The sequence below is a fragment of the Lysobacter terrae genome, from assembly GCF_054782215.1.
In genome coordinates this window covers 62,701-87,498 of the sequence record NZ_BAAGSX010000012.1, presented here as the reverse complement: position 1 = coordinate 87,498, position 24,798 = coordinate 62,701, and the positions used below count along the sequence as shown (strand labels likewise).

26 protein-coding genes are annotated in these 24,798 nt (G+C 66.9%); 11 read left to right on the top strand and 15 right to left on the bottom strand.

Going from position 1 to position 24,798, the window contains the following annotated elements:
- Positions 1 to 43 precede the first annotated feature (43 nt).
- A complete protein-coding gene (locus ACYVJ8_RS17275) occupies positions 44 to 517 on the top strand; it encodes an Lrp/AsnC family transcriptional regulator (RefSeq protein WP_460714737.1) in 474 nt (157 codons plus the stop codon).
- Positions 518 to 534: 17 nt separating this feature from the next.
- Here the strand turns inward: ACYVJ8_RS17275 and ACYVJ8_RS17270 are convergent, their stop codons facing one another.
- From ACYVJ8_RS17270 to ACYVJ8_RS17250, 5 genes are all read right to left on the bottom strand, one after another.
- A complete protein-coding gene (locus ACYVJ8_RS17270; RefSeq protein ID WP_460714735.1) occupies positions 535 to 843 on the bottom strand; it encodes a hypothetical protein in 309 nt (102 codons plus the stop codon).
- A 79-nt stretch (positions 844 to 922) separates the two neighbouring features.
- Positions 923 to 1,132, bottom strand: a complete 210-nt coding sequence (locus ACYVJ8_RS17265; protein ID WP_460714733.1) for a dodecin — start codon at positions 1,130 to 1,132, stop codon at positions 923 to 925.
- Positions 1,133 to 1,273: 141 nt separating this feature from the next.
- A complete protein-coding gene (locus tag ACYVJ8_RS17260) occupies positions 1,274 to 2,080 on the bottom strand; it encodes a thiol:disulfide interchange protein DsbA/DsbL (protein WP_460714731.1) in 807 nt (268 codons plus the stop codon).
- Positions 2,081 to 2,245: 165 nt separating this feature from the next.
- On the bottom strand, positions 2,246 to 3,487 hold the full coding sequence (locus tag ACYVJ8_RS17255; RefSeq protein ID WP_460714729.1) for a hypothetical protein: 1,242 nt from the start codon (positions 3,485 to 3,487) through the stop codon (positions 2,246 to 2,248).
- Positions 3,488 to 3,640: 153 nt separating this feature from the next.
- On the bottom strand, positions 3,641 to 4,219 hold the full coding sequence (locus ACYVJ8_RS17250; protein WP_460714727.1) for a manganese efflux pump MntP: 579 nt from the start codon (positions 4,217 to 4,219) through the stop codon (positions 3,641 to 3,643).
- 98 nt (positions 4,220 to 4,317) lie between these two features.
- On the opposite strand from ACYVJ8_RS17250, the gene ACYVJ8_RS17245 reads away from it, so the two are divergent.
- Entirely contained in the window at positions 4,318 to 4,779 is a 462-nt protein-coding gene (locus ACYVJ8_RS17245; protein ID WP_460714725.1) for a hypothetical protein, read from the top strand.
- Positions 4,780 to 4,786: 7 nt separating this feature from the next.
- Here ACYVJ8_RS17245 and pepQ read toward each other — a convergent pair whose 3' ends face one another.
- From pepQ to rph, 8 genes are all read right to left on the bottom strand, one after another.
- On the bottom strand, positions 4,787 to 6,118 hold the full coding sequence (pepQ, locus tag ACYVJ8_RS17240; RefSeq protein WP_460714723.1) for a Xaa-Pro dipeptidase: 1,332 nt from the start codon (positions 6,116 to 6,118) through the stop codon (positions 4,787 to 4,789).
- A gap of 86 nt (positions 6,119 to 6,204) precedes the next feature.
- Positions 6,205 to 6,549: a PilZ domain-containing protein gene (locus ACYVJ8_RS17235; protein WP_460714721.1), complete on the bottom strand. Its 345-nt coding sequence runs from the start codon at positions 6,547 to 6,549 to the stop codon at positions 6,205 to 6,207.
- On the bottom strand, positions 6,546 to 8,834 hold the full coding sequence (locus ACYVJ8_RS17230; RefSeq protein ID WP_460714719.1) for a DUF1631 family protein: 2,289 nt from the start codon (positions 8,832 to 8,834) through the stop codon (positions 6,546 to 6,548). The genes ACYVJ8_RS17235 and ACYVJ8_RS17230 overlap by 4 nt, the downstream gene beginning before the upstream one ends.
- Before the next feature lie 148 nt (positions 8,835 to 8,982).
- Positions 8,983 to 10,185, bottom strand: coding sequence for a radical SAM family heme chaperone HemW (gene hemW / locus ACYVJ8_RS17225; protein ID WP_460714717.1), 1,203 nt, complete (start codon positions 10,183 to 10,185; stop codon positions 8,983 to 8,985).
- The gene (locus tag ACYVJ8_RS17220) at positions 10,182 to 10,481 is read right to left on the bottom strand and encodes an antibiotic biosynthesis monooxygenase family protein (RefSeq protein WP_460714715.1); all 300 of its coding nucleotides are present in this window, start codon (positions 10,479 to 10,481) and stop codon (positions 10,182 to 10,184) included. The genes hemW and ACYVJ8_RS17220 overlap by 4 nt, the downstream gene beginning before the upstream one ends.
- Before the next feature lie 2 nt (positions 10,482 to 10,483).
- A complete protein-coding gene (gene rdgB, locus ACYVJ8_RS17215) occupies positions 10,484 to 11,080 on the bottom strand; it encodes an RdgB/HAM1 family non-canonical purine NTP pyrophosphatase (protein WP_460714842.1) in 597 nt (198 codons plus the stop codon).
- A gap of 11 nt (positions 11,081 to 11,091) precedes the next feature.
- A complete protein-coding gene (locus tag ACYVJ8_RS17210; RefSeq protein ID WP_460714713.1) occupies positions 11,092 to 11,484 on the bottom strand; it encodes a VOC family protein in 393 nt (130 codons plus the stop codon).
- Positions 11,485 to 11,595: 111 nt separating this feature from the next.
- Positions 11,596 to 12,327: a ribonuclease PH gene (gene rph / locus ACYVJ8_RS17205; RefSeq protein ID WP_460714711.1), complete on the bottom strand. Its 732-nt coding sequence runs from the start codon at positions 12,325 to 12,327 to the stop codon at positions 11,596 to 11,598.
- Positions 12,328 to 12,497: 170 nt separating this feature from the next.
- Here rph and ACYVJ8_RS17200 point away from each other — a divergent pair, with 170 nt between their 5' ends.
- The 9 genes from ACYVJ8_RS17200 to ACYVJ8_RS17160 all read left to right on the top strand — a co-directional run bounded on the left by ACYVJ8_RS17200 (position 12,498) and on the right by ACYVJ8_RS17160 (position 22,445).
- A complete protein-coding gene (locus ACYVJ8_RS17200) occupies positions 12,498 to 13,358 on the top strand; it encodes a YicC/YloC family endoribonuclease (RefSeq protein WP_460714709.1) in 861 nt (286 codons plus the stop codon).
- 34 nt (positions 13,359 to 13,392) lie between these two features.
- The gene (gene gmk, locus ACYVJ8_RS17195) at positions 13,393 to 14,010 is read left to right on the top strand and encodes a guanylate kinase (protein WP_460714707.1); all 618 of its coding nucleotides are present in this window, start codon (positions 13,393 to 13,395) and stop codon (positions 14,008 to 14,010) included.
- A gap of 133 nt (positions 14,011 to 14,143) precedes the next feature.
- Complete coding sequence (rpoZ, locus tag ACYVJ8_RS17190; protein WP_460714705.1) at positions 14,144 to 14,443, top strand: DNA-directed RNA polymerase subunit omega; 300 nt, start codon at positions 14,144 to 14,146, stop codon at positions 14,441 to 14,443.
- A gap of 172 nt (positions 14,444 to 14,615) precedes the next feature.
- The gene (locus ACYVJ8_RS17185) at positions 14,616 to 16,811 is read left to right on the top strand and encodes a RelA/SpoT family protein (RefSeq protein WP_460714703.1); all 2,196 of its coding nucleotides are present in this window, start codon (positions 14,616 to 14,618) and stop codon (positions 16,809 to 16,811) included.
- Between the two features lie 48 nt (positions 16,812 to 16,859).
- The gene (locus ACYVJ8_RS17180; RefSeq protein ID WP_460714701.1) at positions 16,860 to 17,243 is read left to right on the top strand and encodes a RidA family protein; all 384 of its coding nucleotides are present in this window, start codon (positions 16,860 to 16,862) and stop codon (positions 17,241 to 17,243) included.
- 47 nt (positions 17,244 to 17,290) lie between these two features.
- Positions 17,291 to 19,426, top strand: coding sequence for an ATP-dependent DNA helicase RecG (recG, locus tag ACYVJ8_RS17175; protein ID WP_460714699.1), 2,136 nt, complete (start codon positions 17,291 to 17,293; stop codon positions 19,424 to 19,426).
- A 45-nt stretch (positions 19,427 to 19,471) separates the two neighbouring features.
- Positions 19,472 to 20,407, top strand: coding sequence for a nucleoside hydrolase (locus ACYVJ8_RS17170; RefSeq protein WP_460714697.1), 936 nt, complete (start codon positions 19,472 to 19,474; stop codon positions 20,405 to 20,407).
- A gap of 84 nt (positions 20,408 to 20,491) precedes the next feature.
- Positions 20,492 to 20,737, top strand: coding sequence for a type B 50S ribosomal protein L31 (locus ACYVJ8_RS17165; RefSeq protein WP_460714695.1), 246 nt, complete (start codon positions 20,492 to 20,494; stop codon positions 20,735 to 20,737).
- 403 nt (positions 20,738 to 21,140) lie between these two features.
- A complete protein-coding gene (locus ACYVJ8_RS17160; RefSeq protein ID WP_460714693.1) occupies positions 21,141 to 22,445 on the top strand; it encodes a citrate synthase in 1,305 nt (434 codons plus the stop codon).
- 79 nt (positions 22,446 to 22,524) lie between these two features.
- Here the strand turns inward: ACYVJ8_RS17160 and ACYVJ8_RS17155 are convergent, their stop codons facing one another.
- Together ACYVJ8_RS17155 and ACYVJ8_RS17150 are read right to left on the bottom strand one after the other, a co-directional pair.
- Positions 22,525 to 24,018, bottom strand: a complete 1,494-nt coding sequence (locus ACYVJ8_RS17155; RefSeq protein WP_460714692.1) for a M20/M25/M40 family metallo-hydrolase — start codon at positions 24,016 to 24,018, stop codon at positions 22,525 to 22,527.
- Positions 24,019 to 24,126: 108 nt separating this feature from the next.
- Positions 24,127 to 24,786, bottom strand: a complete 660-nt coding sequence (locus tag ACYVJ8_RS17150; RefSeq protein ID WP_460714690.1) for a hypothetical protein — start codon at positions 24,784 to 24,786, stop codon at positions 24,127 to 24,129.
- Positions 24,787 to 24,798: the final 12 nt, after the last annotated feature.

Genomic DNA, 24,798 nt, shown 5'->3' with positions numbered 1-24,798 from the left:
TTGTCGCATTGTTGTTCGCAAATTGGCCGATCAATAGAACAAAATGCGAATTCCAGAGCCCGCCATCGACGAACGCGACCGCGCCATCCTCCGCCTGCTCCAGGAAGACGGGCGCCTGACCAACATGGAGCTGGCACAGCGGATCAATCTCTCGCCCTCGGCCTGCCTACGCCGGGTCAAGCTGCTGGAGGAGTCCGGGCTGATTTCGCGCTACGTGATGCTGCTCGACGAGAAAGCCGCAGGCTTGCCGGGCACGGCCTTCGTCCTGGTGACTCTGGACCAGCAGGGGCGCGCGGCGCTGGACGCGTTCGAGGCCGCGATCCAACAGCACCCGGAAGTGACCGAGTGCTGCCTGCTCGCAGGTGCGGCTGACTACATGGTGCGCGTGGCTTACGCGGACTCGGCCGACTTCGAACGCATCCACACCGAGATCCTCACCCAGCTGCCAGGCGTGGTGCGCGTGCAATCGACGCTCGCATTGCGCACGGTGAAGAAGACGACGGCGTTGCCGGTCTAAGCGCGCGATGCGGAGCCTCAGCTTCGCCGCGATCGGCGTGCGCGCGCCAGTTCCTCGATGTCGCTGACGCGGAATTCCACGGTGACCCGGCTGCCCGGCATCACGCCCCAGCGGATGCCGATGCGGGCCAGCCGGGCTTCCACATCGGCGCGCGTAGCAGGAGTGGCGAGGGCGAGGATCGCGTCGTGGCGTTCTGCCCATGCGCTGGCGAGGGCGAACACGCTGTTGTGGCGGAGGAACAGATGCGGCATTTCCTCTTCCAGCTCGCGCAGGCGCGCTTCCACGAGGGGGCCGGCGTCGGTGTCGATCTCGTCATTCTCGGTCATGGGTTTCCTGCCAGGAGAATCCTGATGGCTTGGCGGAGAGCTTCGTCGGCGCCGTCAGCCCGCCAAGGTAGGCAGGCAATCATTCTTCCAGCGTGAAGCCGACCTTCACCGTGACCTGCCAGTGCGCGACCTTGCCGTCCTGCACATGGCCACGCGTCTCCATGACCTGGAACCAGCGGATGTTGCGCATGGACACGGAGGCGCGTTCGATCGCGGTGCGGATGGCGTCGTCGCTGCTGCTCTTCGACGAGCCGGTGAGTTCCAGGGACTTGTAGACGTGGTCGCTCATGGCGGTAGCTCCGGTTGGACAGGCATTGAGAGCCAACGCGGGTGCCGGTTGGCTCCGGTCACGTACCGGCGAAGTACACCATGAAAAACGGCCGGATGCTGCGCGCATCCGGCCGTTCGGGAGAGCTGGGGCTTGCGTGCTTCAGTGGCCCTGGGCCGCACGCTCCATCGCGATCAGGTGGTCGGCGATGCGCAGCTTCTCGTCCCAACCGCCCTTGCCGGTGACGCGGTACTTGCCGTCGATGATCAGGGTCGGGGTGCCGCTCACGCCGCTGCGCATCATGAACTGCTTGCCGCGGTTGACCTTGGCGTTCACCGCGAAGCTGTTCATCTGCGCCAGGAACTGCGCCGGGTCGGCACCGTAGGCGGCGTAGAAGTTGGCGATCTTCTGCTCGTCGGGCTTGTCGCCTTCGCCGGGCATGGTGTGCTTGACGTGGATCGCATTGATCAGCGCGTCATGCGAACGCTTGACCAGACCCATGGATTCGGCGACGTAGAAGCCCTTGGCGTAGGGATTCCATTCCGGGCCGAACGGGGCGGGCACGTAGGTGAAGCGCACGTCGGCGGGCAGCTTCTTTTCCCACTCGCTCACGACCGGGTGGAAGCTGGCGCAGGCCGGGCAGACGTAGCCGAAGACTTCGACGACTTCGACCTTGCCGTCCAGCGGCTGATACGGCTGGCCGCCAGAAATCTCGTCGTAGTCGGTACCGACCACGGGCGCCGGACCCTTCGGTGGCACGACGGGGTTGTTGTTGGGCGCTTCGGGCTCGGCGGCGGGAGCGGCCGCCGGCGCGGGCGTTGCCGGGCTCGCCGCTTCCGGAGCCGCGGCGGCGGTGGCGGCCGGAGCGGCCGGCGTCGCCGCCGGAGCCGTGGCCTCTGGTGCCTGCTGCTGCGAGCAGGCGGACAGAGTCAGCAAGGTAAGAAGCAGGGAAGCCAAGCGCACGTTCATCGGACGAGATCTCTGCAGTGATGGTTGAGGAGGCAGGGCGCAGTCGCGCCTACAGAGCGCAAGGATAGCCGCCGTCCGAGCCGTGCGCGAACCCGAGCGCGATTTCGCCAAACAAAAGAAGAACGCCCGGAAACCCGGGCGTTCGATCGAGACTTCGCTGGTAGATCAATACGGACGCAGGTTGAGGATGGTCTGCAGCACCGACGCAAGAATCACGTAGCTGCCGTCGTCGTAGCGGCCGTAGCGATAGGCGCGCCCGTAGCCGTCCTGGTAGCCGCGTTGGAACGCCTGGCGGAAGTAGTAGTTGTACTCGGACTGATCGACGTAATAACCGTAGTAGCCGTAGTTGGCGTCGAGGTAGGCGTAGTTGCCGCGATAGTCGTAATGCCAGCCGTCGAGTCGGTCGGCCTCGCCGGCACGGTAGCCCTGGTCGTAGCCCGTGCGGATGGCCTGCTGCAGCAGATTGGCAGCGTAGCGATTCACGTCGTACCAGCGGCCGGCGCGCAGATAGCGGTAGCTGATCGGCTGGTAATAGAACGGGTCGTTGTAGTAGCTGTAGCTGCGCGCGTCCCAACGGTTGCGCAATTCGCGCTGGCGTCGCCAATAGTCCTGCTGATAGCGGAACTGCTGCAGGCGGCGTCCTTCCTGCAGAGAAATGATGCGCTGGCGTTCCAGGGCTTCGCGCGCGGCAGTTTCGCGGCGGTACTGGGCCAGGCGCTGCTGCTGCAGGTCGATGCGGCGCTGGCGCTCCTGATCGGAGACGCGGGCTTCGCGGCGGGCGTCGTTACGACGCGCGTCTTCGCGGCGCGCATCGCGCAGCACGGCTTCGCGTCGCACTGCGTCACGGCGTGCGTCGGCTTGTCGCCATTGCTGTTGATCTTCGCGACGATCGCCTTGCAGGTTCTCCCGTCGCTCCTGCGCGTGGCGCTGCGTCTGGGCTATCCGATCGCGGTCCGCATCGCGGCGCGCCTGTTCGGTCGTGGCGATCCGTTCGCGATCGCGCTGTTCGGCCTGGCGCCGGTCGAATTCGCGGCGTTGCTTGGCCTGCCGGCGTTGCGCCTGATCGACCTGGGCCGCGCGCTGGTCGCTTTCGCGCTGCTGTTGGTGCATGCGTTCGCGCATCGCGTCCGCGCGGTCGTTGCGGTCTTCGGCTTCGCGCTGGCGCATCTGCATGGCGCGCGGGTCGGGGCGCGAGGGGGCGAAGGTCTCGTTCTGGCGGCCACTGGGTGCGCGGTAGTCGCTTTCCTGCGCTTTCTTCGGTGCGCGCTGGGCGTCCTTCTCCTTGTGTTCCTTGTTCTCTTGCTGCCAATCCGGCCCGTGTTCGCGTGCGAAAGCCGGCCCGGTCAGGGCGATCGCCAGCGTCAGTGCGAGAGTGCGACCCAGCAGTGAGGGATTCTTGGTTTTCATGGGCGTGCCTGCGAAAGACTTGCTATGCGCAGTTAGCGGCTGCCGCGCTTAATCCACTCTGAGAATTGCCATGGCCGCACCTACCCATTCAGCCGCCGCTGGGCTCACGAAGCTGAGCGGGGAAGCGGGCCGCTCGCGGACCGCAGCTGACCCTCAGGTCGCGCCGGCGCTCAGATGTTCGTAGAGGATCACGCCGCCCACGGCGATGAGGATGATGCCGCCGGCGATTTCAGCGCGCTTGCCGATGATCATGCCTAGCGCGCGGCCGAGCATGATGCCCAGCGTGACCATGGTGAAGGTGCACAGTCCGATCACCACCGCCACCACAGCGATGTTCACGTCCGCGAACGCGAGCCCCACGCCGACCGCCATCGCATCGATGCTGGTCGCCAGGCCGGCGATGGCGAGCTTGAAGACGTTGGAGTGAGTGTCGTCGTCTTCCTCCGCTTCCGGGTCGGCGGGCTGCAGCGCCTGCCAGATCATGTGCAGGCCCAGCGCCGCGAGCAGGACGAAGGCGATCCAGTGATCCCAGGCTTCGATGAAGCGCGAGGCGGCCGTTCCCAGCAGCCATCCGAGCACCGGTGTGATCGCCTCGACGACGCCGAAGATCAAGCCTGCCCGCAGCGCCTGCGGCAGGCGGGGCCGCGCCATGGCCGCACCCTTGCCGATGGCGGCGGCGAAGGCGTCGGTCGACATGGCCATACCGATGAGCAGGATGGAGATCGGATTCATGAGACATCGTGGCGGGAGGGCGCGCCATCTTCGCCGAGCGGCTGCCGCAAGGCCATGACGGCTTCGGGTGGATGAGTCCGAGGGGGCGAGCGCGTAGCATGGTCGGCCTGCTCTTCCTGTTAGCCGCCAAGGCCACTATGTCCCGTGATTCCAAAGCCCGGCGCGATGCGCGCAAGAAAAAGGAGCCCAGGCGGCCGATCCGCCGACTCGGCTCAGCCCTGCAGCCGCATGCGCAGCTCGAAACCGGCGACGGCAATACCATCGGCGGCGCCGGCTGGCGCGATGGCGAATGGCTCACCGTATTGGGCGGGCAGGTCGCCGCGCGCACGCCCAGCGCGGCGCTGACCCTGGCGATGCTGCGACACATCGTGGCCGTGCAGGCGCAAGCCGGTACGGAATTAACGCTCACCTTCTCGCCCGCGATGAAAACCGCGGCGACGCGAGAAGCGCAGGCGGAAGGCAAGTCGCTGGAGGACTACCTGCAGCAATTGGAGCAGGAGCGAGCGGAGCGGCTGCTACCTGGGGAAAGCGAACCAGGCATGTCGCAGCCGCTGCACTGAAGCACGGTCAACCGATCGCAGCGAACTGCTCGCGGGTCAGATTGAGTGGCTCGCCCTCCGTGCAAACCACATCGTCTTCGATGCGGATGCCGCCGAACGGCTTGAACTGCGCCACGCGCTCCCAGTTGACGCTCGGGCCCAGTCCTTTGTCCTTCAACTCTTCGAGCAACATGTCGATGAAGTAGAGGCCGGGTTCGATCGTCACCGCCATGCCCGGTTCGAGCACGCGGGTCAGGCGCAGGTAAGGATGGCCTTGCGGCTTCGGGATTGTGCCGCCGCGATCGCTCTGCGCGAAGCCGGCGACGTCGTGCACCTGCAGGCCGATTCCATGGCCGATGCCGTGCGGGAAGAAGGCGCTACTGACGCCGGTTTCCACCGCCACTTCGGCCGGCACATTGATCAGGCGGAAGTCGTGCAGGATGCGCGCCAGCGACAGGTGCGCATCCAGGTGCAACTGCTTGTAGTCGAAACCGCCACGCACCTGCGCGCACATCGCCAGCTGCGCCTTGTCGACCGCATCGATCAGCGCCTGGAATTCGTCGCCGGAATCGGCCGAGTACGTGCGCGTGATGTCGCTCGCATAGCCGTGGAAGCTCGCGCCCGCGTCGATGAGGAAGCTGCGCGATGGCTTTGGCGGCAGGCGGTCGCGTTCGGTGTAATGCAGCACCGCGGCGTGCTGGTTGAGTGCGACGATGTTGTTGTAGGGCAGGTCGTTGGCGTCCTGCAGCGCGGCCTGGCAATAGATCAGGTGGATGCCGAACTCGCTGGCGCCGGCGCGGAAGGCGCGCTCGGCCGCACGGTGGGCGCGCACGCCGATCCGCGAAGCCTCGCGCATCATCGCGATCTCGTACGGCGTCTTGAAGGCGCGCTGGTATTCGAGGTAGTTCACCACCGCCGGCGGATTGTTCGGGACGAAATCGCCCAGCGCGCTCTGCGGCTCACCGAGAATCGCGCAGCGCGCGGCCGGTCCGGGCAGGTGTTCGAGTGCCTCTTCCGGCTTGCGGATCACCACGACGTCGAAGTGGTGGGGCCAGTAGCCGCTGGGCGCTTCCGGCACCGCATGCCAATAGTCGAACGGCTGCAGGTAGACGAGCTTGGGCCGTCGGCCGGGCGTTACCACCAGCCAGCTGCCCGGATTGCGCGTGAGCGGCGCCCAATGCTTGAACTGCGGATTGACCGCGTACGGGTAATCGCGATCGTCGAAGAGCTGGTAATGCAACGTGCCGCTGGGGACGACCAGGTGATCGAAGCCGCCGCGTTGCAGGGCTTCGGCGGTGCGCTGTTGCAGGGTGTCGAGGTGCTGCGGATACAGCGCGGCGATATCGCTCTTCGGGCTCATGCGCGGTCAGGCCATGTGGGGACCGCCGCATTTTACGTGGCTGCGGCGGACGTGCCCTGTGCCGCAGGTGGCGACGTAGCCGGGATTCAGGCGTATTGGCTGCCCGGAGCGTCGATCCAGCGACGCAATTGCTGCATCTGTTGATCGCTCATGGTGATGAAGCGGAACCCCGTCCAGGCCTGCCCCGGGGCGCTGGCCTGGTCGCGCCAGAGCAGATGCGCCCCGACCTCGAAGGGAATCTTGGAGATGCCTTCCGGCAGGCCGAAGCGCAGCTGGTACAGGGCGTCCACCATCAGCGGCGCGTTGGACATCACCAGCATGCCGGTTTCGGACACGTTGCCGACATGCCCGATCACCAGCTCGGTCATGCTGTCCGTCACGTGGATCACTTCGGCGACCTGGCGACGGCGGCTGCGGCGGAACTCCTTCATGCGTGATCTCCAGGATGCTCGGCGCGCTCCTGCTGGGCGCGGTCGTGATCGGATGCGTGCTTGCCGCTGACGAAGCCGCGCAACGCGCCCAGTGCGCTATGCCACGCGCGATCGACCAGGCTGCTGTGTTCGACGGTGACGATGCGTACCTGCCCGCTGGCGAGCATGCGCGCCAGGCTGTCGAGCGACTGCTCGCCCACGCGCTGGCCGCGCTGGTTGACGAACAGCGCGTGGTCGGTCATCGGGCTGTACCAGGACAGGCGCCGGCGGATGACATCGCCCTGCTGGTTGGTGATGAACTCGAACCAGGCGCCGAACGGCAGCGTACGCAGCATGTCGTAGGCGGCCTGCTCGCGTTCGCTGCGCGGCGGTAGGGCAGGCTTCTCGGGCGAAGACTCCTGCCCAAGGCGGCCGCGGGCCTTCAGCCGCATCGCCAGCTCGGTGCGTGAGGCCGAATCGTTCTCTTCCTCGTCGACGCGGGCGGTCAGCCGGCGCGCGATGTCGCCGGCTTCATCGACGTGATAGCCGACGAGTGTCAGGGCGTGTTCGATCTGCTCGGCCAGGCCTTCGGGCGCGGAAGCCGGATGATTCAGCGAGGTCGCGCGCACGATCGCGCTCGTGGCGTCCACGTGCAGCTGCCATTCGTCAGAGTCGTCGCCGTTGCGCAGCAGTATCAGGGTCAGTACGTCGGTCCAGGAGTTGGCCAGCAGCGTCTGCACGAAGCGGGGCAGCTTGTGGTCCTGCGACGCGCCGGCGATGACGTCGGTGGCGCGGCGCTTGGCGAGCTCCAGTTTTTCCTTGCCGCGCGCGGCCTCGACATGGCGGCGTTCGGCTACTTCGGCGCGCCGTGCCATGACCTGCAGGTGCTGCTGCACGCGCTGGTTGGCGGCATCGAAAACGTTGGTGTCGCCCTCGTAGTGGGTGACGACCTCGTCGACAGCGTGGACGAGCTGGTCGTTGAGCTGCGGATCGACCTCGTCGTCGGGGACCCAATTGGCTCCGGATTCGGCGACGGCGTTGAGCAATTGCCTGGCCGGATGGCTCTGGTGGACGAAGAAGCCGCGGTCCTTCAGCACCAGCCGCAGCAGTGGCACCACCAGCTTGTGCACGAGGCGGTTGCCGGGCGCATCCTGGCGCAGCTCGCGCTGGATCTCGGCCATCAGGATGGCGAGCAGCTCGAACGCGTCGTTGTCCTCACGCGACAGCGCAGTGGCCTGCCCGCGGGTCTGCCGGCTCTGCGCGAGCAGCGCCTGGCGTACGTCGTGGACGCTGCGCGGACGCGAGGTTTCGCTGGCCGGCTCGCGCGGCGCCGCCTGCATGCGCGCCAGCGCCTGCATGACGTCCTCGGTGCTGAGCTGGGCGCGCGCGGCCGCGTCGGCGTTGCCGGGGGTGAACTTGTTGAGCAGGTCGCGGCGCGACGCCAGCATGTCCTGCAGCAGAGAGAAGCTCTCCGGGCCGTCCGGCGCGTTGCCGTCGCCGCCGAACCAGCCCGTGTACGGCGAGTTGCGCCCCGCGGCTGCCTGCGCGCGGGCGTGTTCGCGGCGCTCGCGTCCGGCTTCACCGGTGAGCTCAGATTGCACCGCCGGGCGCGCCCGGATCGGCACGTAGGCCAGGTTGGGCAGGATGTTCTCGCGCGCGAGCATGGCGTTCATCGCTTCGACCAGCTGCGCGTAGCCGTTGAGCGCGTAATGGTCGAAGCAACGGAACAGTTCCAGTCGCGGTTGCAGCTCGATCTGCAGCACGCGGCTGGCCCGGCCCAGGATTTCGCCGAGTTGGCGCGGACCGACCGGGAGCCGTTCGGCCTCGAAGGCCGGCGTACCGGCGAGCACGCCGAAGCGCTGGCCCAGCAGGTGCAAGGGCAGGCTGGTGCGCGACTCGTGCCGGGAAGCGATCGCGCGCAGCACCGCTTCCTCGTCCATTTCATATTCCTCGACGAGGCGCAGATTGCCGAAATGCACCGGCGCGGCGACCTTGTCCTGCGGCGACGCCGGTGCGCGGATGCTGGCGAGCGCCGCCTCCATTCCGCCGAGGAATTCGGGAATCAGGTCGGCACGGTTCTGCCGCACCAGCCGCAGGGTGTCGAAATACGCCTGCTGCAGGCCCGGATTCGCCGCCTGGTCGGCGAGGCGGAACTGCTGCTGCTCGAATTCGGCCAGCATGCGTTCCAGCGCCCGCGCCATCTCATCCGCAGCGAGGTTGTAGACCTGCTCGAGCGCGCGGCGCACGCGCCGCGGCAGCTGGGCGGAAGCCAGGGTGGGGTGCAGGGCTGAATGTTCGAAAGTCACCGACATGCATCCTTTCCCGGGCCGCCCGGATTATCCCCCTGATCTTAATCACGGGTATGGCATGGCTGCCAGCGGCGACCTCATTTACTGAACGCAAAATCCGCGCCAAAAACGGCCATGCAGGGCCAAAACACCCGTCCGGGTGGCTTCAGAGGAACAGCGAGACCAGATCGTTGTTGAAGCGGCGGCCGGCGTCGGTGGGGCGCGCGCGTTCATCCTCGATGCTGAGCCAGCCTTGGGTGACGGCCTGCCGCAGTTGTGGACCGATTGCGTCGATCGGCAGGCCCGTGCGCAGGGCGAACAGGGACAGGTCGAAGCCCTCGACCAGGCGCAAAGCGTTGAGCATGAATTCGAACGGGCGGCGCTCCGCCTCGATACGGTCGTCGCCGCCGATGGCCTCCGCTCGGCCGGCGGCGGCCAGGTACGCGGCGGGGTGCTTGAGTTTCCAGCGCCGCAGGATGCTTCCGTCGTGCCCCAGGGTGATCTTGCCGTGGGCGCCGGCGCCGATGCCCAGGTAGTCGCCGTAGCGCCAGTAGTTGAGGTTGTGCGCGCACTGGCGGCCGGGGCGCGCGTAGGCGCTGACTTCGTACTGCGCATAGCCGTTGGCGGCCAGCAGTGCCTGGCAGTGCTCCTGCATGTCCCAGCTGGCGTCGTCGTCTGGGATGCCCTTTGGCGGCCGGGCGGCAAAGACAGTGTTCGGTTCCAGCGTGAGCTGGTAGTGGCTGACGTGCGCGGGTTGCAGGGCGAACGCACGCTCCAGGTCGCGCTCGGCCATCGCGAGTGTCTGTTGCGGCAGCGCGTACATCAGGTCGAGATTGATGTTGTCGTAGCCCGCGTCCTGCGCCAGCTTCACCGCGGCATCGGCCTCGTGGCTGTCGTGGATGCGCCCCAGTCGCTGCAGACAGCCGTCGTCGAAGCTCTGGATGCCGAAGCTGAGACGGTTCACGCCTGCCCGGCGATAGAGTTCGAAACGGCCGTGCTCGGCCGTGCCGGGATTGGTTTCCAGCGTGATCTCGCAGCCCGGGGCGAAGCGCAGGCGGCTGCTGGTGCCTTGCAGGAAGCGGTCGATGTATTCGGGCGGGAACAGGCTGGGCGTGCCGCCGCCGAAGAACACCGTCTGCACGGTGCGGCCCCACACCAGCGGCAGGTCGTGGTCGAGGTCGGCCAGCAGCGCATCCACGTAGGCGTCGAACGGCAGCGCGCCGCGCCCTTCATGCGAATTGAAATCGCAGTACGGGCATTTGCGTACGCACCATGGGATATGGACGTAAAGGGATAGCGGCGGTGGATGCAGCGGCAGCGCTTGCTGCGGAAGATCCAGCGGCTGCGGCGCAGAAGAATGTCCGTTCATGGCGAGGTATATGCGCCGATGCGGCGCTCGGCGGCGGTCAATGCATCGCCGCGGGCATCAATCTGCGCGTAGCGGGGTTGCGCTGCAGTGAGGAAGGCGGCGTACGCGGCCTGCGAAGTCCAACGGTCGATCGTGACGAATCGCTCCGGAGCGTCGAGGTCGCGCAACAGCTCGGTGCCGACGTAGCCGCCGTAGTCGCGGAACAGGGCCACCCAGTCGCCGTCGCCGCCATAGAGCGCTGTGAACGCGGCTTCGCATCCGGCGCGCACTTCGTATTCCCAGATCACGACGAACATGGTTACAGCTTCGTATCGGCGAGCTTCTGCCGCAATTGCGCCAGGGCGCGGCCGCGATGGCTGAGGCGGTTCTTGATCGCCGGCTCGAATTCCGCGGCCGCCAGGTTGTTCTCCGGATCCAGGAACACCGGGTCGTAGCCGAAGCCGCCGTTGCCGCGCGGCGCATCGAGGATCATGCCGGACCAGCGGCCCTCGGCGATGATGGGTTGCGGGTCGTCGGCGTGGCGCAGCAGCACGATCACGGCGACGAAGTGCGCGCTGCGCTGCGGCGGCGGCACGTCCTTCAGTACGTCGAGGAGCTTGGCGATGTTGGCCTGCGCGTTGCCGTGCGCGCCGGCGTAGCGCGCCGAATACAGGCCGGGCGCGCCGCCGAGCGCATCGACGCACAGGCCGGAGTCGTCGGCCAGCGCCGGCAGCCCGGTCGCACGTGCGGCATTGCGCGCCTTGAGCAGCGCGTTTTCGACGAACGTCAGCCCGGTTTCCTCGACGTCTTCGACGCCCAGTTCGCCCTGGGTGACGAAGTCGTATCCCGCCTCGCCGAGGAGGTCGCGGAATTCGGCGAGCTTGCCCGCATTGCTGCTGGCGACGACGAACTTCACCGGCGCAGCACTCACGGGTTGAGCTCGATCAGGTCCCAGCGATTGCCGTAGAGGTCCACGAATACGGCGACGGTGCCGTAGGGCTCGTGCCGCGGCTCCTCGGAGAAGCGCACGCCGCGCTCGTTCATCGCGGCGTAATCGCGGGCGAAATCATCGGTGTGCAGGAAGAAGCCGACCCGCCCGCCGACCTGGTCGCCGATGCGCACGCGTTGCGCTTCGGTGTCGGCGCGCGCAAGCAACAGCGCGGTGCCGGTGGCCTGCGGTGGAGCGACGCGCACCCAGCGCTTGCCGTCGCCCAGGTCGGTGTCCTGCAGCAGGGTGAAGCCGAGCGCCTGGGTGTACCAGGCGATTGCTTCGTCGTAGTCGCCGACGAGCAGCGCGATGTTGGCGAGATGTTGCTTCATGGGATTCCTCTGCGGCGCGGAAGCGAAGGCCCCCGCGGCCGTGATGGGTAAGGCGGTGCGAAGCGCCATCCGGAAAGCGTGCCGCCTCCCGGATGAACGCCGCGCGCGCGATCAGACGGCCAGCGCCTCGCGCTGTTTCGCGATCAGCGTGGCGATGCCTGCTTCGGCCAGGCCGAGCAGGGCGTCGAGCTCATCGCGACGGAAGGCGTGGCCCTCGGCCGTGCCCTGCAGTTCGATGAAGCCGCCGCCGTCGTTCATCACGACGTTCATGTCGGTGTCGCAGTCGCTGTCTTCGGCGTAATCGAGGTCGAGCACAGGAACGCCGCGATACACGCCGACCGAAACCGCGGCGACCGCGCCGAACACCGGCGAGGTCGCGAACATCTTCTTCGCCTGCATCCAGCGCACCGCATCGACCAGCGCGACGTAAGCCCCGGTGATCGCCGCCGTGCGGGTGCCGCCGTCGGCCTGGAGTACGTCGCAGTCGAGGGTGATGGTGCGTTCGCCCAGCGCCTTGCGGTCGACGCATGCGCGCAGTGCGCGACCGATCAGACGCTGGATCTCCAGCGTGCGGCCACCTTGCTTGCCGCGCGCGGCTTCGCGGTCGTTACGCGTGTTGGTGGAGCGCGGCAGCATGCCGTATTCGGCGGTGATCCAGCCCTCGCCCTTGCCGCGCAGGAACGGCGGCACCTTGTCGTCGACGCTGGCCGTGCACAGCACGCGGGTGTCGCCGAAGCTCACCAGCACGGAGCCTTCGGCGTGGCGCGTGAAGGCGCGTTCGATGCGCACGTCGCGCAGCTGGTCCGCGGCGCGGCCGCTGGGACGGAGGGGGGAGGTATTCATTGGTGAAGTCTAGCAGTGAGCTGCTTGGGGCTACTGGATGAACGGTAGGCCATGTCCTATAGCCTGCTGAAATCAGCCACGCGCGCGACCTTGGCATCCCCGTACTTTGGGTTCCTCGCGGGCGGGCTGCCGAATGGCATACTGCGCGCCCGAAACCTCCGGAGCCTCGCATGATCCGCAGCATGACCGCCTTCGCCAGTGGCGAACGCGTGACGCCCTGGGGAACGCTCGGCTGCGAACTGCGCTCCGTCAACCACCGGTTCCTGGAGATCGGCGTGCGCCTGCACGAGGAACTGCGCTCGCTGGAGCCGGTCCTGCGCGAGCGCATCGCCGGGCGCATCTCCCGCGGCAAGCTCGATCTCACCGTGCGCCTGCGCGCGCCCGAAGGTGCCGGGAGCCTGCAACTGGATCCCACCCGTCTGCGCGAACTGAGCGAGCTATCCATCGATATGGCCGCGCGCTTCCCCGGGCTGCATACCGAATTCACGCAACTGCTGCAATTTCCCGGTGTGCTGCAGGCGCCGGCCGCGGATGCGGCAGCGCTGCAGGAACAGGCGCTGGCGCTGCTGGACGACGTCCTCGCCGAATTCGTCGCTTCGCGCGAGCGCGAAGGCGCCAAGCTCGCCGCGGTCATCACCGAGCGCATCGACGGCATCGACCGCATCACCGCTGAAGTGCGCACGCTGATGCCGATCATCCGTGCCGGTCAGCGGCAGAAACTGGAAGCGCGGCTGAGCGAGCTGTCGCAGCCGCTGGAACCGGGCCGGCTCGAACAGGAACTGGTGCTGTGGTTGCAGAAGCTCGACGTCGAGGAAGAACTCGACCGCCTCGACTCGCACGTCGGCGAAGCGCGGCGCGTGCTCAAGTTGAAGGAAGCAGTGGGCCGGCGCTTGGACTTCCTGCTGCAGGAATTCAATCGCGAGGCCAATACGCTGGGCTCGAAATCGGTCGACGCACGCAGCTCCACCGCTGCAGTGGAGCTGAAGGTGCTGATCGATCAGGTGCGCGAGCAGATCCAGAACATCGAGTAGCTGTTCCCCTCATCCATCACCAATCACGGCTTCCATGCGCGGAACCCTCTACATCGTCGCGGCGCCCTCCGGCGCCGGCAAATCCAGCATCGTCAACGCCGTGCTGGCGCGCGATCCGAATATCCGTCTGTCGATTTCGTTCACGTCGCGACAGCCGCGGCCCGGCGAGCGCCATGCCGAGCACTATCACTTCGTGAGCGCGGCCGAGTTCGAGGCGATGGTGGCGGTGGGTGACTTCTTCGAGCACGCGCTCGTGCACGGCGACTGGAAGGGCACCGCGCGGCAATCCGTGGAGCCGCAACTGGCGTCCGGCAAGGACGTGCTGTTGGAGATCGACTGGCAAGGCGCGCGCCAGGTGCGCTCCAAGGTGCCCGATGCGGTCAGCGTGTTCATTCTGCCGCCCTCGCGCGAGGCGCTGGAACACCGTATGCGCGTCCGCGCGCAGGACAGCGAGGAGACGATCCGTCAGCGCCTGGATGCCGCGCGCGAGGAGATGTCGCACTACATCGAGTTCGACTACGTCATCGTCAACGAGCACTTCGATACGGCGGTGGACGAGATGTGCTCGATCTTCACCGCCAGCCGCCTGCGCCGCGAGGCCCAGGTGGCCCGGCATCAGCGGCTGATCACGCAGTTGCTGGTCGACGAATAAGTCGCCTGATTGAGCCCGAATCCAGCCTAACTGGCTGATTCATAAGGATTGGCTTGCTTTTGCCGCGGCGGGCACCCTACAATCCACGCCCCCTCAAAGCCTGATGGACGGCCCCTGGCCGCCCGGAGTCCCCATGGCCCGCATCACCGTAGAAGATTGCCTGGAAGTGGTCGATAACCGCTTCGAACTCGTCATGATGGCCGCCAAGCGCGCGCGCCAGCTGGCCAACGGCGTCGAGCCGATGATCGATAACAGCGAGGCGCAGGACAAGCCGACCGTCCTGGCGCTGCGCGAGATCGCCGCGCGCCGCATCGACACCGGCTATATCGACGCAGTCGAGAAGTCCGAGCGCGAGCGCAAGGAGCGCGAGGCGCTGGAATGGGCCGCCGCCGAAGTGGTCGCCGACGACGACATGTCCAAGGGCGACGACTGAGCCACCAGGCAAGTCGCAACACCGCTCCGCAACGGCCCCGCTTGGGGCCGTTCGCTTTTGGGTCCCCCGATTGGGGAACCATCGGGCGGATCTGATCAGCCGGACGCTTCAGGCCGACCGTTCAGGCGCCAATTCCATTGCGCCGCATCCGATGCGCCCTTAGATTCAGATCATGACGCCCCCCTCGCCCGTACTGACGCCGGTCGCGTCCGCCTTCGACGAAGCGGACCTGCCCGATTACGTGCGCGAACTGGAGCAGGCGGCGCATTACCTGCCCGCCCCGCAGCGTGAACAACTGCGCCGGGCCTGGAGCATCGGCGCCGCCGCGCACGTCGGGCAGACGCGCAAGTCCGGCGAGCCTTACATCACCCATCCGGTGGCCGTGGCGAAGGTGCTTGCCGACCAGGGACTCGACGTCGAGACCCTGGTGGCCGCGATCCTGCACGACACCCTCGAGGACACGCCGCTCACGCCCGACTCGATCACCACCGAGTTTGGCGCGACCGTGACCGAACTGGTCGACGGCGTCACCAAGCTCGACAAGCTGCAGTTCCGCGATCGCCAGGAGGCCAACGCCGAAAGCTTCCGCAAGATGCTGCTGGCGATGTCGCGCGACCTGCGCGTGATCCTGATCAAGCTCGCCGACCGTCTGCACAACATGCGCACGCTCGGCGCGCAGAGCGCGGAAGCGCGTCGCCGCATCGCCACCGAGACGCTGGAGATCTATGCGCCCATCGCCCAGCGCCTGGGCATGAACCTGATCAAGGCCGAGCTGCAGGATCTGGGCTTCCGCGCCTTGCATCCCTGGCGCCACGCGGTGATGGAAAAGCGCATCCGCACGCAGCCGGTGATGCGCCGCGAGTCGATGGTGCAGATCGAGGCGCAACTGGCGCAGAAACTGGCTAAGGAAAAGTTGCAACACCGCCTGATCAGCCGGGTGAAGTCGCCGTGGAGCATCTACAGCAAGATGCGCGCGGAGCATAAGAGCTTCAACCAGGTGATGGACGTATTCGGCTTCCGCATCGTGGTCGGTACGGTGCCGGACTGCTACCACGCCCTCGGCGTCGTGCACGCCGCCTACAAGCCGCTCGACGCGCGCTTCCGCGACTTCATCGCGATCCCTAAGGCGAACGGCTACCAGTCGCTGCACACCGTGCTGTTCGGTCCGTACGGCTCGCCGATCGAGGTGCAGATTCGCACCGAGGACATGGACTTGATCGCCGAACGCGGTATCGCCGCGCACTGGTCGTACAAGCACGGCGGGCGCGACATGCCCTCCAGCGCACAGAGCCGCGCGCAGGGCTGGATCACCAATTTGGTCGAGTCGCAGCGCGCGACCGGTTCTTCGCTGGAGTTCCTGGAGAACGTCAAGGTCGACCTGTTCCCCGACGAGGTTTACCTGTTCACGCCGAAGGGCGACATCCTGTCGCTGCCGCGCAACGCCACCGCGCTCGACTTCGCCTATGCGGTGCACACCGACGTGGGCAACCATGCGGTCGCCTCGCGCGTGGACGGCAAGCTCGTGCCCCTGCGCAGCAAGCTGTCCAGCGGCCAGCGCGTGGAAATCATCACCGCGAAATCGGCGGCGCCCAAGCCGCAGTGGCTGGAATTCGTGGTGTCGGGCAAGGCGCGTACGTCGATCCGGCAGCAGCTCAAGCAACTGGAGCACGAAGACGCCGTGCAGCTGGGTCATCGCATGCTCGACCGCGCGCTGGAGTCCCAGGCCACGTCGCTGGAACGCGTGCCTGCGCAGCGTGTGGACGCCTTCCTCTCCGAGCACCGCTATCCGCGCCTGGAAGCGCTGCTCGCCGACATAGCGCTGGGCAACCGCATGCCGGCGCAGGTCGCGCAGGCGCTGGTGCGCGAGGCCACCGCGAAGAAGTCACGCAAGGCCACGGCGCCCGAACCCGAGCCCATGCCGCTGCATGAAGAGAAGATCCTGATCACCGGCGCCGAGCGCGGAGTGATTAGCTTCGCCCAGTGCTGCCTGCCGATTCCGGGCGACGAGATCATGGGTTACCACACCACCGGCAAGGGCATCGTCGTGCACCGCCTGGATTGCCCCAACGTCGCCGAATACCGCAAGTCGCCGGATCGCTGGGTCTCGATCGGCTGGGACCGCGAAGTGAGCGGTGACTTCCCCACCGCTATGCGGATCGAACTCGACAACCGCCCCGGTGCCCTGGCGCAGGTCGCGGCCGCGATCGCGGAAGCCGAATCCAACATCGATCGCCTCGAATACATCGAGCGCGACACCAACGTGTCCGCGATCCGCTTCCAGATCGAGGTGCGCGATCGCAAGCACGTGGCGGAAGTGATGCGGCGCGTGCGCCGGCTCAAGGTCGTGCTGGGCGTGCAGCGGATTTGACGGGAGGCTCCGGTAAGCTGTGCGCAGCTTCCGCCCGGAGAGATCCCTGTGTCCCGCGACATCATCCACACCGACCGTGCCCCGGCCGCCATTGGCCCTTACTCGCAGGCCGTCCGCGTCGGCGACACCGTCTATCTTTCCGGCCAGATTCCGCTGGACCCCAACACCGGCCTGGTGATCGAGGGCGACATCGAGGCGCAGGCGCATCGCGCGTTCCAGAACCTCAAAGCAGTCTGTGAGGCCGCAGGCGGATCGCTCGACAAGATCGCGCGCGCCGGCCTGTTCCTTACCAATCTGGGCGACTTCGCCAAGGTCAACGCGGTGATGGCGGAGTACTTCAATGCGCCGTTCCCGGCGCGTTCGACCGTGCAGGTGTCGGCGCTGCCGCGCGGCGTGCAGTTCGAAATCGACGCGATCATGGTGCTCGACTGAGCGACGGGAGCCCGCGAAGTGGCGGGCAATCCCGGCATCCTGTAGCGATGCCGACGCGCAAGCACGTGGCCCCTGTCGACTTCCAGACGCAACCGATCACCCGGCTCGCCGGGGTGGGCCCGCGCGTGGCCGAGAAACTCGCCGCGCGCGGTCTGGTCAGCGTGCAGGACCTGTGGCTGCATCTGCCGCGGCAATACGAAGACCGCACCGTGCTGACGCCGATCCGCGCGCTGCAGGCCGGCGTGGCGGCGCAAGTCGAGGGGCGGGTGGAAGCGGTCGAGCGCGGCTTCCGCTATCGGCCGATGCTGAAGGTGGCGGTCAGCGACGACTCCCACGCCACGCTGGTGCTGCGGTTCTTCCATTTCCGCGCCGCGCAGGTGGCGCAGTTCTCGCCGGGCGTGCGCGTGCGCTGCTATGGCACGCCGCGCGCCGGCCAGCAGGGGCTGGAGATCGTCCACCCCAGCTACCGCGTGCTCGACGAAGGCGATGCAGCCGAGCTCGGCAGCGCGCTCGATCCGGTATATCCGGCGATCGAAGGCATCGGCCCCGCCTCCCTGCGCAAGCTGATCGGACTCGCGCTCGACCGGCTGCCCAACGACGACTCGCTCGAACTGCTGCCGGCCGCGCTGAGACAGTCGCTGCAGCTGCCGTCGCTGCGCGAAGCGTTGCTCACCGTGCATCGGCCGCAGGCGAACGAAGACATCGCCGCGCTGTTGGCAGGGCGCCATCCCGCGCAACGCCGGCTCGCGCTGGAGGAATTGCTGGCGCATCACCTCAGTCTGCGTCGCCAGCGCCTCGCGCAACAGGCGCATGCCGCGCCGGCCTTGCGCGCGAAGACGCTCGCCCAGCGCCTGCGTCGGGCGCTGCCGTTCAAGCTCACCGGCGCGCAGGAGCGGGTGTTCGACGAGATCCGCGCCGACCTGGCCAAACCTTCGCCGATGCTGCGGCTGGTGCAAGGCGACGTGGGCAGCGGCAAGACCGTCGTGGCCGCGCTGGCCGCCATGCATGCGGTGGAAGCCGGCAAGCAGGCCGCGCTGATGGCGCCCACCGAGCTGCTTGCCGAGCAGCACCTAAACAACCTGCGTGTGTGGCTGGAACCCCTGGGCGTGCGCGTCGCGTGGCTCGCGGGCAAAGTCACCGGCAAGGCGCGTAGCAAGGTGCTCGAAGAAGTCGCTTCCGGCACCGCGCAAGTGGTCGTCGGCACGCATGCGCTCATGCAGGAAGGCGTGGCCTTCGATGACCTGGCCCTTGCAATCGTCGACGAGCAGCACCGTTTCGGCGTGCACCAGCGCCTGGCCTTGCGTGACAAGGGCACGGTCCTTCGACAGGCTCAGGATGAGCGGTTCAATGGCGACAGCATCGTGCCGCACCAGCTGGTGATGACGGCGACGCCGATTCCGCGAACGTTGGCGATGGCGGCCTACGCCGATCTGGACGTTTCCGCGATCGATGAACTCCCGCCCGGGCGCACGCCGGTGCAGACCGTCGCATTGAGCGCGGAGCGCCGCCCGGAACTGGTCGAACGCATCCGCTCCGCCTGTGCCGAAGGCCGCCAGGCCTATTGGGTCTGCACGCTCATCGACGACAGCGACGAGGTGGTCGCACAGGCGGCGCAATCCACGTTCGAGGATTTGTCGAAGCAGCTGTCCAAGCTGCGCGTCGGCCTGGTCCACGGGCGCATGAAGGCGACGGAGAAGCAGGCGACGATGCGCGCATTCAAGGAAGGCGCGATCGACCTGCTGGTCGCGACGACCGTGATCGAAGTCGGCGTGGACGTTCCCAACGCATCGCTGATGATCATCGAAAACGCCGAGCGTCTTGGTCTGGCGCAATTGCACCAGCTGCGCGGGCGGGTGGGGCGGGGCACCGCCGCATCCAGTTGCGTCCTGCTCTATCAGTCGCCGCTTTCGCAACTGGCGAAGCAGCGCCTGGAGACGATGCGCCAGACCCACGATGGCTTCGTCATCGCCGAAAAGGATCTGGAGCTGCGCGGCCCCGGCGAACTGTTGGGCACGCGCCAGACCGGCCTGGCCGGTTTCCGTGTCGCCGACCTGGCCCGCGATGCCGACCTGTTGCCGCAGGTCCAGCAGGTCGGTGCGAAGCTGCTCTCGTCCGCGCCGGATATCGTCGAGCGCATCATCGCCCGCTGGGTCGGCGGCGCGGCGCGCTATGCGTCGGCCTGAAGCCGCCTCGCTCGCCTACTGCTCAGTCCTCTTCATAATGCGCCCATGACCAACCGTATCCCGCTCCTTATCGACACCGATCCGGGCGTCGACGACGCCCTCGCCATCCTCATGGCGTTCAACGATCCGCGCCACGAAGTCGTGGGTCTCACCATTGCCGCCGGCAACGTCGGCCTGCAGCACACTGTCGCCAATGCGCTGAAGCTGTGCGAAGTCGCCGGCGCCGACGTGCCGGTGTATCCGGGATGCGCCGCGCCGCTGCTGCACCCCGCGCGCGATGCGGCCTACGTGCATGGGCTCGATGGCTTCGGCGATATCGCCTACGTGCCTGCAACGCGCCGTCCGGCAGACGAGCACGCCGCGCTGGCCATCCTGCGGCTCTCGCACGAATACGCCGGCCGGCTGGTGCTGGTGGCACTGGGGCCACTGACCAATGTAGCGCTGGCGCTCAAGCTCGATCCGTCGCTGCCTTCGCGCATCGCGCGCTGCGTGGTCATGGGCGGGGCGGTGACTGCGCACGGCAACATCACCGAGGCGGCCGAGTTCAACATCGCCTTCGATCCCGAGGCGGCGCACATCGTGTTCGCCGCCTTCGAGCACATCGACCTGAGCGACTGGGAAGCGACGCTCGAACACGGACTGCTCGACGACGATGTCAATCGCTGGCTGGCCGCGGATTCACCGCGTGCCCGCTTCTACGAAGCGATCTCTCGCCAGACGCGCGCCTGGGCAGGGGAACGCCGCGGCAACCGCTGGCATTCCGCGGACGGGCTGGCGATGGCCTTCGCCCTGGCGCCGGAGGGGGCGGTGGACACGGCCGAGCGGCCGATGGTCGTGGAAACCGAAGGGCGGCATACGCGTGGGGCCACGATCGTGGACTGGCGCCGTGAAAGCGGCCGCCCCGACAACGTGCGCATCCTCCTGCGCTACGACCAGGCCCGGTTCGAGGGGCTGGTCCAGGCCGCTCTGGCGGCCCCGTGATTCCCGAGCAGTACGGGCTTGCCTAGGCGGGGAGGTCGCCGCTATACTGCCCGACTTTCCCCGCAACCTATTGGTGCGATTGCCATGAAGACCGGCATCCATCCCGACTACCGCGAAGTCGTTTTCCAGGACGTGACTACTGAGTTCGCGTTCCTCACCCGCTCGACCCTTGCCAGCAAGGAAACGATCAAGTGGGAAGACGGCAATGACTACCCGCTGATCAAGCTGGATATCTCCTCGGCTTCGCACCCGTTCTATACGGGCAAGCACAAGATCATGGATACCAGCGGTCGCGTCGACAAGTTCCGCAAGCGCTACGCACAGAAGTAAGCACTTCCGGCTGCGCTTCGCGCGGCCTTGGGATTGCGCTTCACAAACGCGTGCGTTCGACGAGCGCGTTCGACCGAAGCAAGCCCAGCGGAATCCTGCTCCGTGAAGCCCGCCCTAGGCGGGCTTCATGCGTTATTGCCTGGGCAGCTAGGGCTGCGCTTCTGGCTGACCCGGTACCCGATCGCACCTAGGTCCACGCAGGCGGAATGCACCGTTTCCGTAAGGGCGTCCGCTTGTGCCGACGCGGGCTGCAGCGGCGCATGCGACTTTGGTACCACCCTGCGGTGGCGAATGCTTGTGCGATAATTCGCTGTCGCGGCGAGCCCGCGAACGACCACACAAAAGGTGTTTCCCTCCATCCGCCGCGGCCGTCCCTGCGGCGTGCAGATACCAGGAGCGTTGCGTGTCCGAGTCCACCCCGTCCGGCCTCGATCAGGTCACCCTGACCGCGGGCGACAAGAGCGTCACCCTGCCGGTGCATCACCCGACCCTGGGTGCCCCATGCATCGACATCGGCAAGCTGCCCAAGGAAACCGGCTGCTTCACCTACGACAACGGATTCACCGCGACGGCGAGCTGCCGTTCCGCGATCACCTACATCGACGGTGACGCCGGCGTGCTGCTGTACCGCGGCTACCCGATCGAGCAGCTGGCGGAGAAGTCGAGCTTCCTCGAAGTCGCCTACCTGCTGATGAACGGCGAACTGCCGACGCAGGACCAGTTCTCCAAGTTCGAGCACGAAGTCACGCATCACACGATGATGCACGAGGCGTTCCGCACGTTCCTCTACGGCTTCCGCCACGACGCGCATCCGATGGCGATGCTCACCGGCATGCTCGGTTCGCTGGCGAGCTTCTATCACAACGATCTGGACATCGACGATCCGGAACAGCGTCGCCTGGCCGCGATCCGCCTGATCGCGAAGGTGCCGACGATCGCCGCGGCCTGCTATCGCTATTCGATCGGCTGGCCGATCCGCTATCCGCGCAACAACCTCGAATACACCACGCGCTTCCTGCACATGCTGAAGGAAGTGCCGAGCGAGCCGCTGGAACTCAGTCCGGTCGCCGCCAAGGCGATGGACCTGCTGTTCATCCTGCACGCCGACCACGAGCAGAACGCCTCGACCTCGACCGTGCGCCTGGTCGGCTCCACCGGTGCCAACCCCTACGTCAGCGTCGCCGCCGGTGTGGCCGCGCTGTGGGGTCCGGCGCACGGTGGCGCCAACGAAGCCGTGTTGAAGATGCTCGGCGAAATCGGCAGGCCGGAAAATGTCGGCGACGCCATCGCCAAGGCCAAGGACAAGGAGTCGGGCTTCCGCCTGATGGGCTTCGGCCACCGCGTCTACAAGAACTTCGACCCGCGCGCGAAGATCATCCGCTCGATGACCCACAAGGTGCTGGGCGAGCTGGGCATCAACGACCCGCTGCTCGACGTCGCGATGAAGCTGGAAGAGGCCGCGCTGAAGGACGATTACTTCGTCCAGCGCAAGCTCTACCCGAACGTCGACTTCTACTCCGGCATCATCTACAAGGCGCTGGGTATTCCGGTCGAGATGTTCACGGTGATGTTCGCGATCGCGCGCACCGCCGGCTGGGTCTCGCACTGGCTGGAGCAGCAGAACGATCCGGAAAACAAGATCGGCCGTCCGCGCCAGATTTACACCGGCTCGCCGACGCGCGATTACGCCGACTTCGGCAAGCGCTGAATCCGACGGGCGTAACGCCAGTTGTCGAAAAAGAACGCCCCGCATTGCGGGGCGTTTTCGTATGCGTACGAAGCGTCGCTTATTTCGCCAGCTCGTACAGGTATTCCACGAACGACATTGCGGCGCCGTCGTAGCCCTGGACTTTCGGGTTGCTGGATTCGATCAGGTAGTACTCATCGGGACCATGCGCGCCGCTGCCGTGGCCGAGACCGAAGTGGCCGGCGGCCAGCTTCAGCGGCGCATCGGTGAAGACGTAGCCCGGATACGAGCCGGCATTGCGCGGCCACAGCACCGGGTCGATCCCCGCCTTCTTCAGCGTGGCGACCTGCGCCTGGATCAGTCGCGTCTGCGCCGATGTGCTGGTGGGGTCGTAGCCACCGGTGACATTCACTTCGATGTCGCCGAAGCCGCGCTTGGCCAGATGCGCCTTCAACGCCGCGACCGCATCGGCGGCCTTCATGTCCGGCACTAGGCGCAGGTCCAGCTTGGCTACCGCGCGGTGAGGAAGGACGGTCTTGCCGCCGGGGCCGGTATAGCCACCGACCAGGCCTTCGATGTTCACCGTGGGCTGCGTCTCGAGTCGCTCGTTGGCCTGCTGCCACGGCAGGTCATCGATCCAGTGCTGCACGCCCAGCTGTTGTTTGACCTGCGCTTCGTCCTTGCGCTTGGATGCTTCGGCGATCATTGCCTTCTCTTCGGCGGAGATCGGACGCGGCTTGGGATAGCCGTCGATCATGATCGTGTTGCCGTCGTCCGACACCAGCGTGTCGAGCGCCTTCACCAAGCGCCAGGCGGGGCTGTCGACCATCGCCTTGAGCGAGGAGTGGATGTCCTTCGACGGGCCGCGTCCCCACTTCTCGCCGCTCGATACCAGTTCGAGCTCGACCACGCCCTTGCTGCCCAGATTGACCGTGACCACACCATCCGTGCCCTGCATGGCCGACGGCATGAACACGCCGATGGTCTTGCGCAGCGCGGCGTCGACTTCCGGATTGCGTGCGATCTGGCCGATGTGCGGCGAGCCGATTTCTTCTTCGCCCTCTGCCACCAACACGAGATTCACCGGCGGTTTCTTGCCGGCCTTCTTGATCGCGTGCAGCGCGGCGAGGAAGGCGGACTCCGGGCCCTTCTGGTTGACCGCGCCGCGCCCGACGATGGCCTTGCCGAGTCCGGGCTTGTCGACCAGTCGTGCCTCCAGCGGCGGCGAGGTCCACTCGGCGGGATCGAACTGCTTCACGTCATACATGAAATACAGACCGACGGTCTTCGCTGCGCCCGCGTCGAGCGTGGCGAACACACCGGGCTTGCCATCGGTCTGAATGACCTTCGCCTGCTGGAAGCCGGCGTCGCGCGCCAGCTGCGCCATGTATTCGGCGCCCGCGGGATAGCCGCGGTTCTCGGCGGCGATCGCCGGCTGGGCGATCCAATCCTGGAGGCGTTTGACCGCCTCGCCATGGTTCTGCGCGACGGCGGCGCGGATCGCCTTCAGATCGGCTTCGGCCGCACCGGCCTGGCCGATGCCGACGACAAAGGCCATGGCGCCGGCCAACGCCAACGCCCTGTACTGACTCACTCGCATTGCTCCCTCCTCCTGGCTGACAACGTCGTCGACGCCCTATGGCGTCGACGCAACATCTCGCGATGCAATCTCGTTGGCCGCGACGAACGCTCGGAGAACGCTCTAGCCGCGGTCGGCCTCGTAGCCGGCGATCTCCTCGTCGGCCAGCATCTGCCGCACCTGCGGGGCGGAAGCGCGGCGCATCGGCTTCTCGTCGATGCCGGAGAGCGGCGCCTGGCGCAGCACGTCGCGCGGCAACACGGTTAAGTCGAACGGCAGTCCTTCCGCGCTGAACACCCACACCGGAAAGTCCTCGCTGCGCTCGCGGTCCAGGCGGATACGGCGGGTGCGCGCTTCGGCCGGAATGGCGTGCTGGTCGAGATGACGGTGCACGGCGTCGGGATCATCGCTGTGCAGGTGCAGGGCGACGGCGCTGCGCGCGTCGGCCGTGCCTTCGAGCACGGGGCCGACGAGGCGGGGCTCGAACTCGGTGAAGAATTCCAGCGCACGCAGGGCCGCCTCTCGGCGGGTGCGCAATTCGACGATGTTGTCGCGCTGGAACAGGCGCTGGTACTCGCGCAGCGCGTCTTCGATCTCGCGATTACGCGGCAGCGAGGCGTCGTCGAAGATGCCCAGGCGTTGCGCGGCTTTCAGCTTGGCCTGGTGGTAGTCGCGAATGCCGCCTTCGGCCATCAGCCGCGCCGCTTCATGCGCGAGGCTGCGGCGACGCTCGTTGATCCGGGTCTGCGCGTGTTGCTGGGCGTGCTGTCGGGCGTGGCGCATGACGACCTCCGC

What these genes read in the sequence shown, in the direction of transcription:
- ACYVJ8_RS17275 (WP_460714737.1), top strand. Translation starts at nt 44, where the DNA reads ATGCGAATTCCAGAGCCCGCCATCGACGAACGCGACCGCGCCATCCTC.
- ACYVJ8_RS17270 (WP_460714735.1), bottom strand. Translation starts at nt 843, where the DNA reads ATGACCGAGAATGACGAGATCGACACCGACGCCGGCCCCCTCGTGGAA.
- ACYVJ8_RS17265 (WP_460714733.1), bottom strand. Translation starts at nt 1,132, where the DNA reads ATGAGCGACCACGTCTACAAGTCCCTGGAACTCACCGGCTCGTCGAAG.
- ACYVJ8_RS17260 (WP_460714731.1), bottom strand. Translation starts at nt 2,080, where the DNA reads ATGAACGTGCGCTTGGCTTCCCTGCTTCTTACCTTGCTGACTCTGTCC.
- ACYVJ8_RS17255 (WP_460714729.1), bottom strand. Translation starts at nt 3,487, where the DNA reads ATGAAAACCAAGAATCCCTCACTGCTGGGTCGCACTCTCGCACTGACG.
- ACYVJ8_RS17250 (WP_460714727.1), bottom strand. Translation starts at nt 4,219, where the DNA reads ATGAATCCGATCTCCATCCTGCTCATCGGTATGGCCATGTCGACCGAC.
- ACYVJ8_RS17245 (WP_460714725.1), top strand. Translation starts at nt 4,318, where the DNA reads ATGGTCGGCCTGCTCTTCCTGTTAGCCGCCAAGGCCACTATGTCCCGT.
- pepQ (WP_460714723.1), bottom strand. Translation starts at nt 6,118, where the DNA reads ATGAGCCCGAAGAGCGATATCGCCGCGCTGTATCCGCAGCACCTCGAC.
- ACYVJ8_RS17235 (WP_460714721.1), bottom strand. Translation starts at nt 6,549, where the DNA reads ATGAAGGAGTTCCGCCGCAGCCGCCGTCGCCAGGTCGCCGAAGTGATC.
- hemW (WP_460714717.1), bottom strand. Translation starts at nt 10,185, where the DNA reads ATGAACGGACATTCTTCTGCGCCGCAGCCGCTGGATCTTCCGCAGCAA.
- ACYVJ8_RS17220 (WP_460714715.1), bottom strand. Translation starts at nt 10,481, where the DNA reads ATGTTCGTCGTGATCTGGGAATACGAAGTGCGCGCCGGATGCGAAGCC.
- ACYVJ8_RS17210 (WP_460714713.1), bottom strand. Translation starts at nt 11,484, where the DNA reads ATGAAGCAACATCTCGCCAACATCGCGCTGCTCGTCGGCGACTACGAC.
- rph (WP_460714711.1), bottom strand. Translation starts at nt 12,327, where the DNA reads ATGAATACCTCCCCCCTCCGTCCCAGCGGCCGCGCCGCGGACCAGCTG.
- ACYVJ8_RS17200 (WP_460714709.1), top strand. Translation starts at nt 12,498, where the DNA reads ATGATCCGCAGCATGACCGCCTTCGCCAGTGGCGAACGCGTGACGCCC.
- gmk (WP_460714707.1), top strand. Translation starts at nt 13,393, where the DNA reads ATGCGCGGAACCCTCTACATCGTCGCGGCGCCCTCCGGCGCCGGCAAA.
- rpoZ (WP_460714705.1), top strand. Translation starts at nt 14,144, where the DNA reads ATGGCCCGCATCACCGTAGAAGATTGCCTGGAAGTGGTCGATAACCGC.
- ACYVJ8_RS17185 (WP_460714703.1), top strand. Translation starts at nt 14,616, where the DNA reads ATGACGCCCCCCTCGCCCGTACTGACGCCGGTCGCGTCCGCCTTCGAC.
- recG (WP_460714699.1), top strand. Translation starts at nt 17,291, where the DNA reads ATGCCGACGCGCAAGCACGTGGCCCCTGTCGACTTCCAGACGCAACCG.
- ACYVJ8_RS17170 (WP_460714697.1), top strand. Translation starts at nt 19,472, where the DNA reads ATGACCAACCGTATCCCGCTCCTTATCGACACCGATCCGGGCGTCGAC.
- ACYVJ8_RS17165 (WP_460714695.1), top strand. Translation starts at nt 20,492, where the DNA reads ATGAAGACCGGCATCCATCCCGACTACCGCGAAGTCGTTTTCCAGGAC.
- ACYVJ8_RS17150 (WP_460714690.1), bottom strand. Translation starts at nt 24,786, where the DNA reads ATGCGCCACGCCCGACAGCACGCCCAGCAACACGCGCAGACCCGGATC.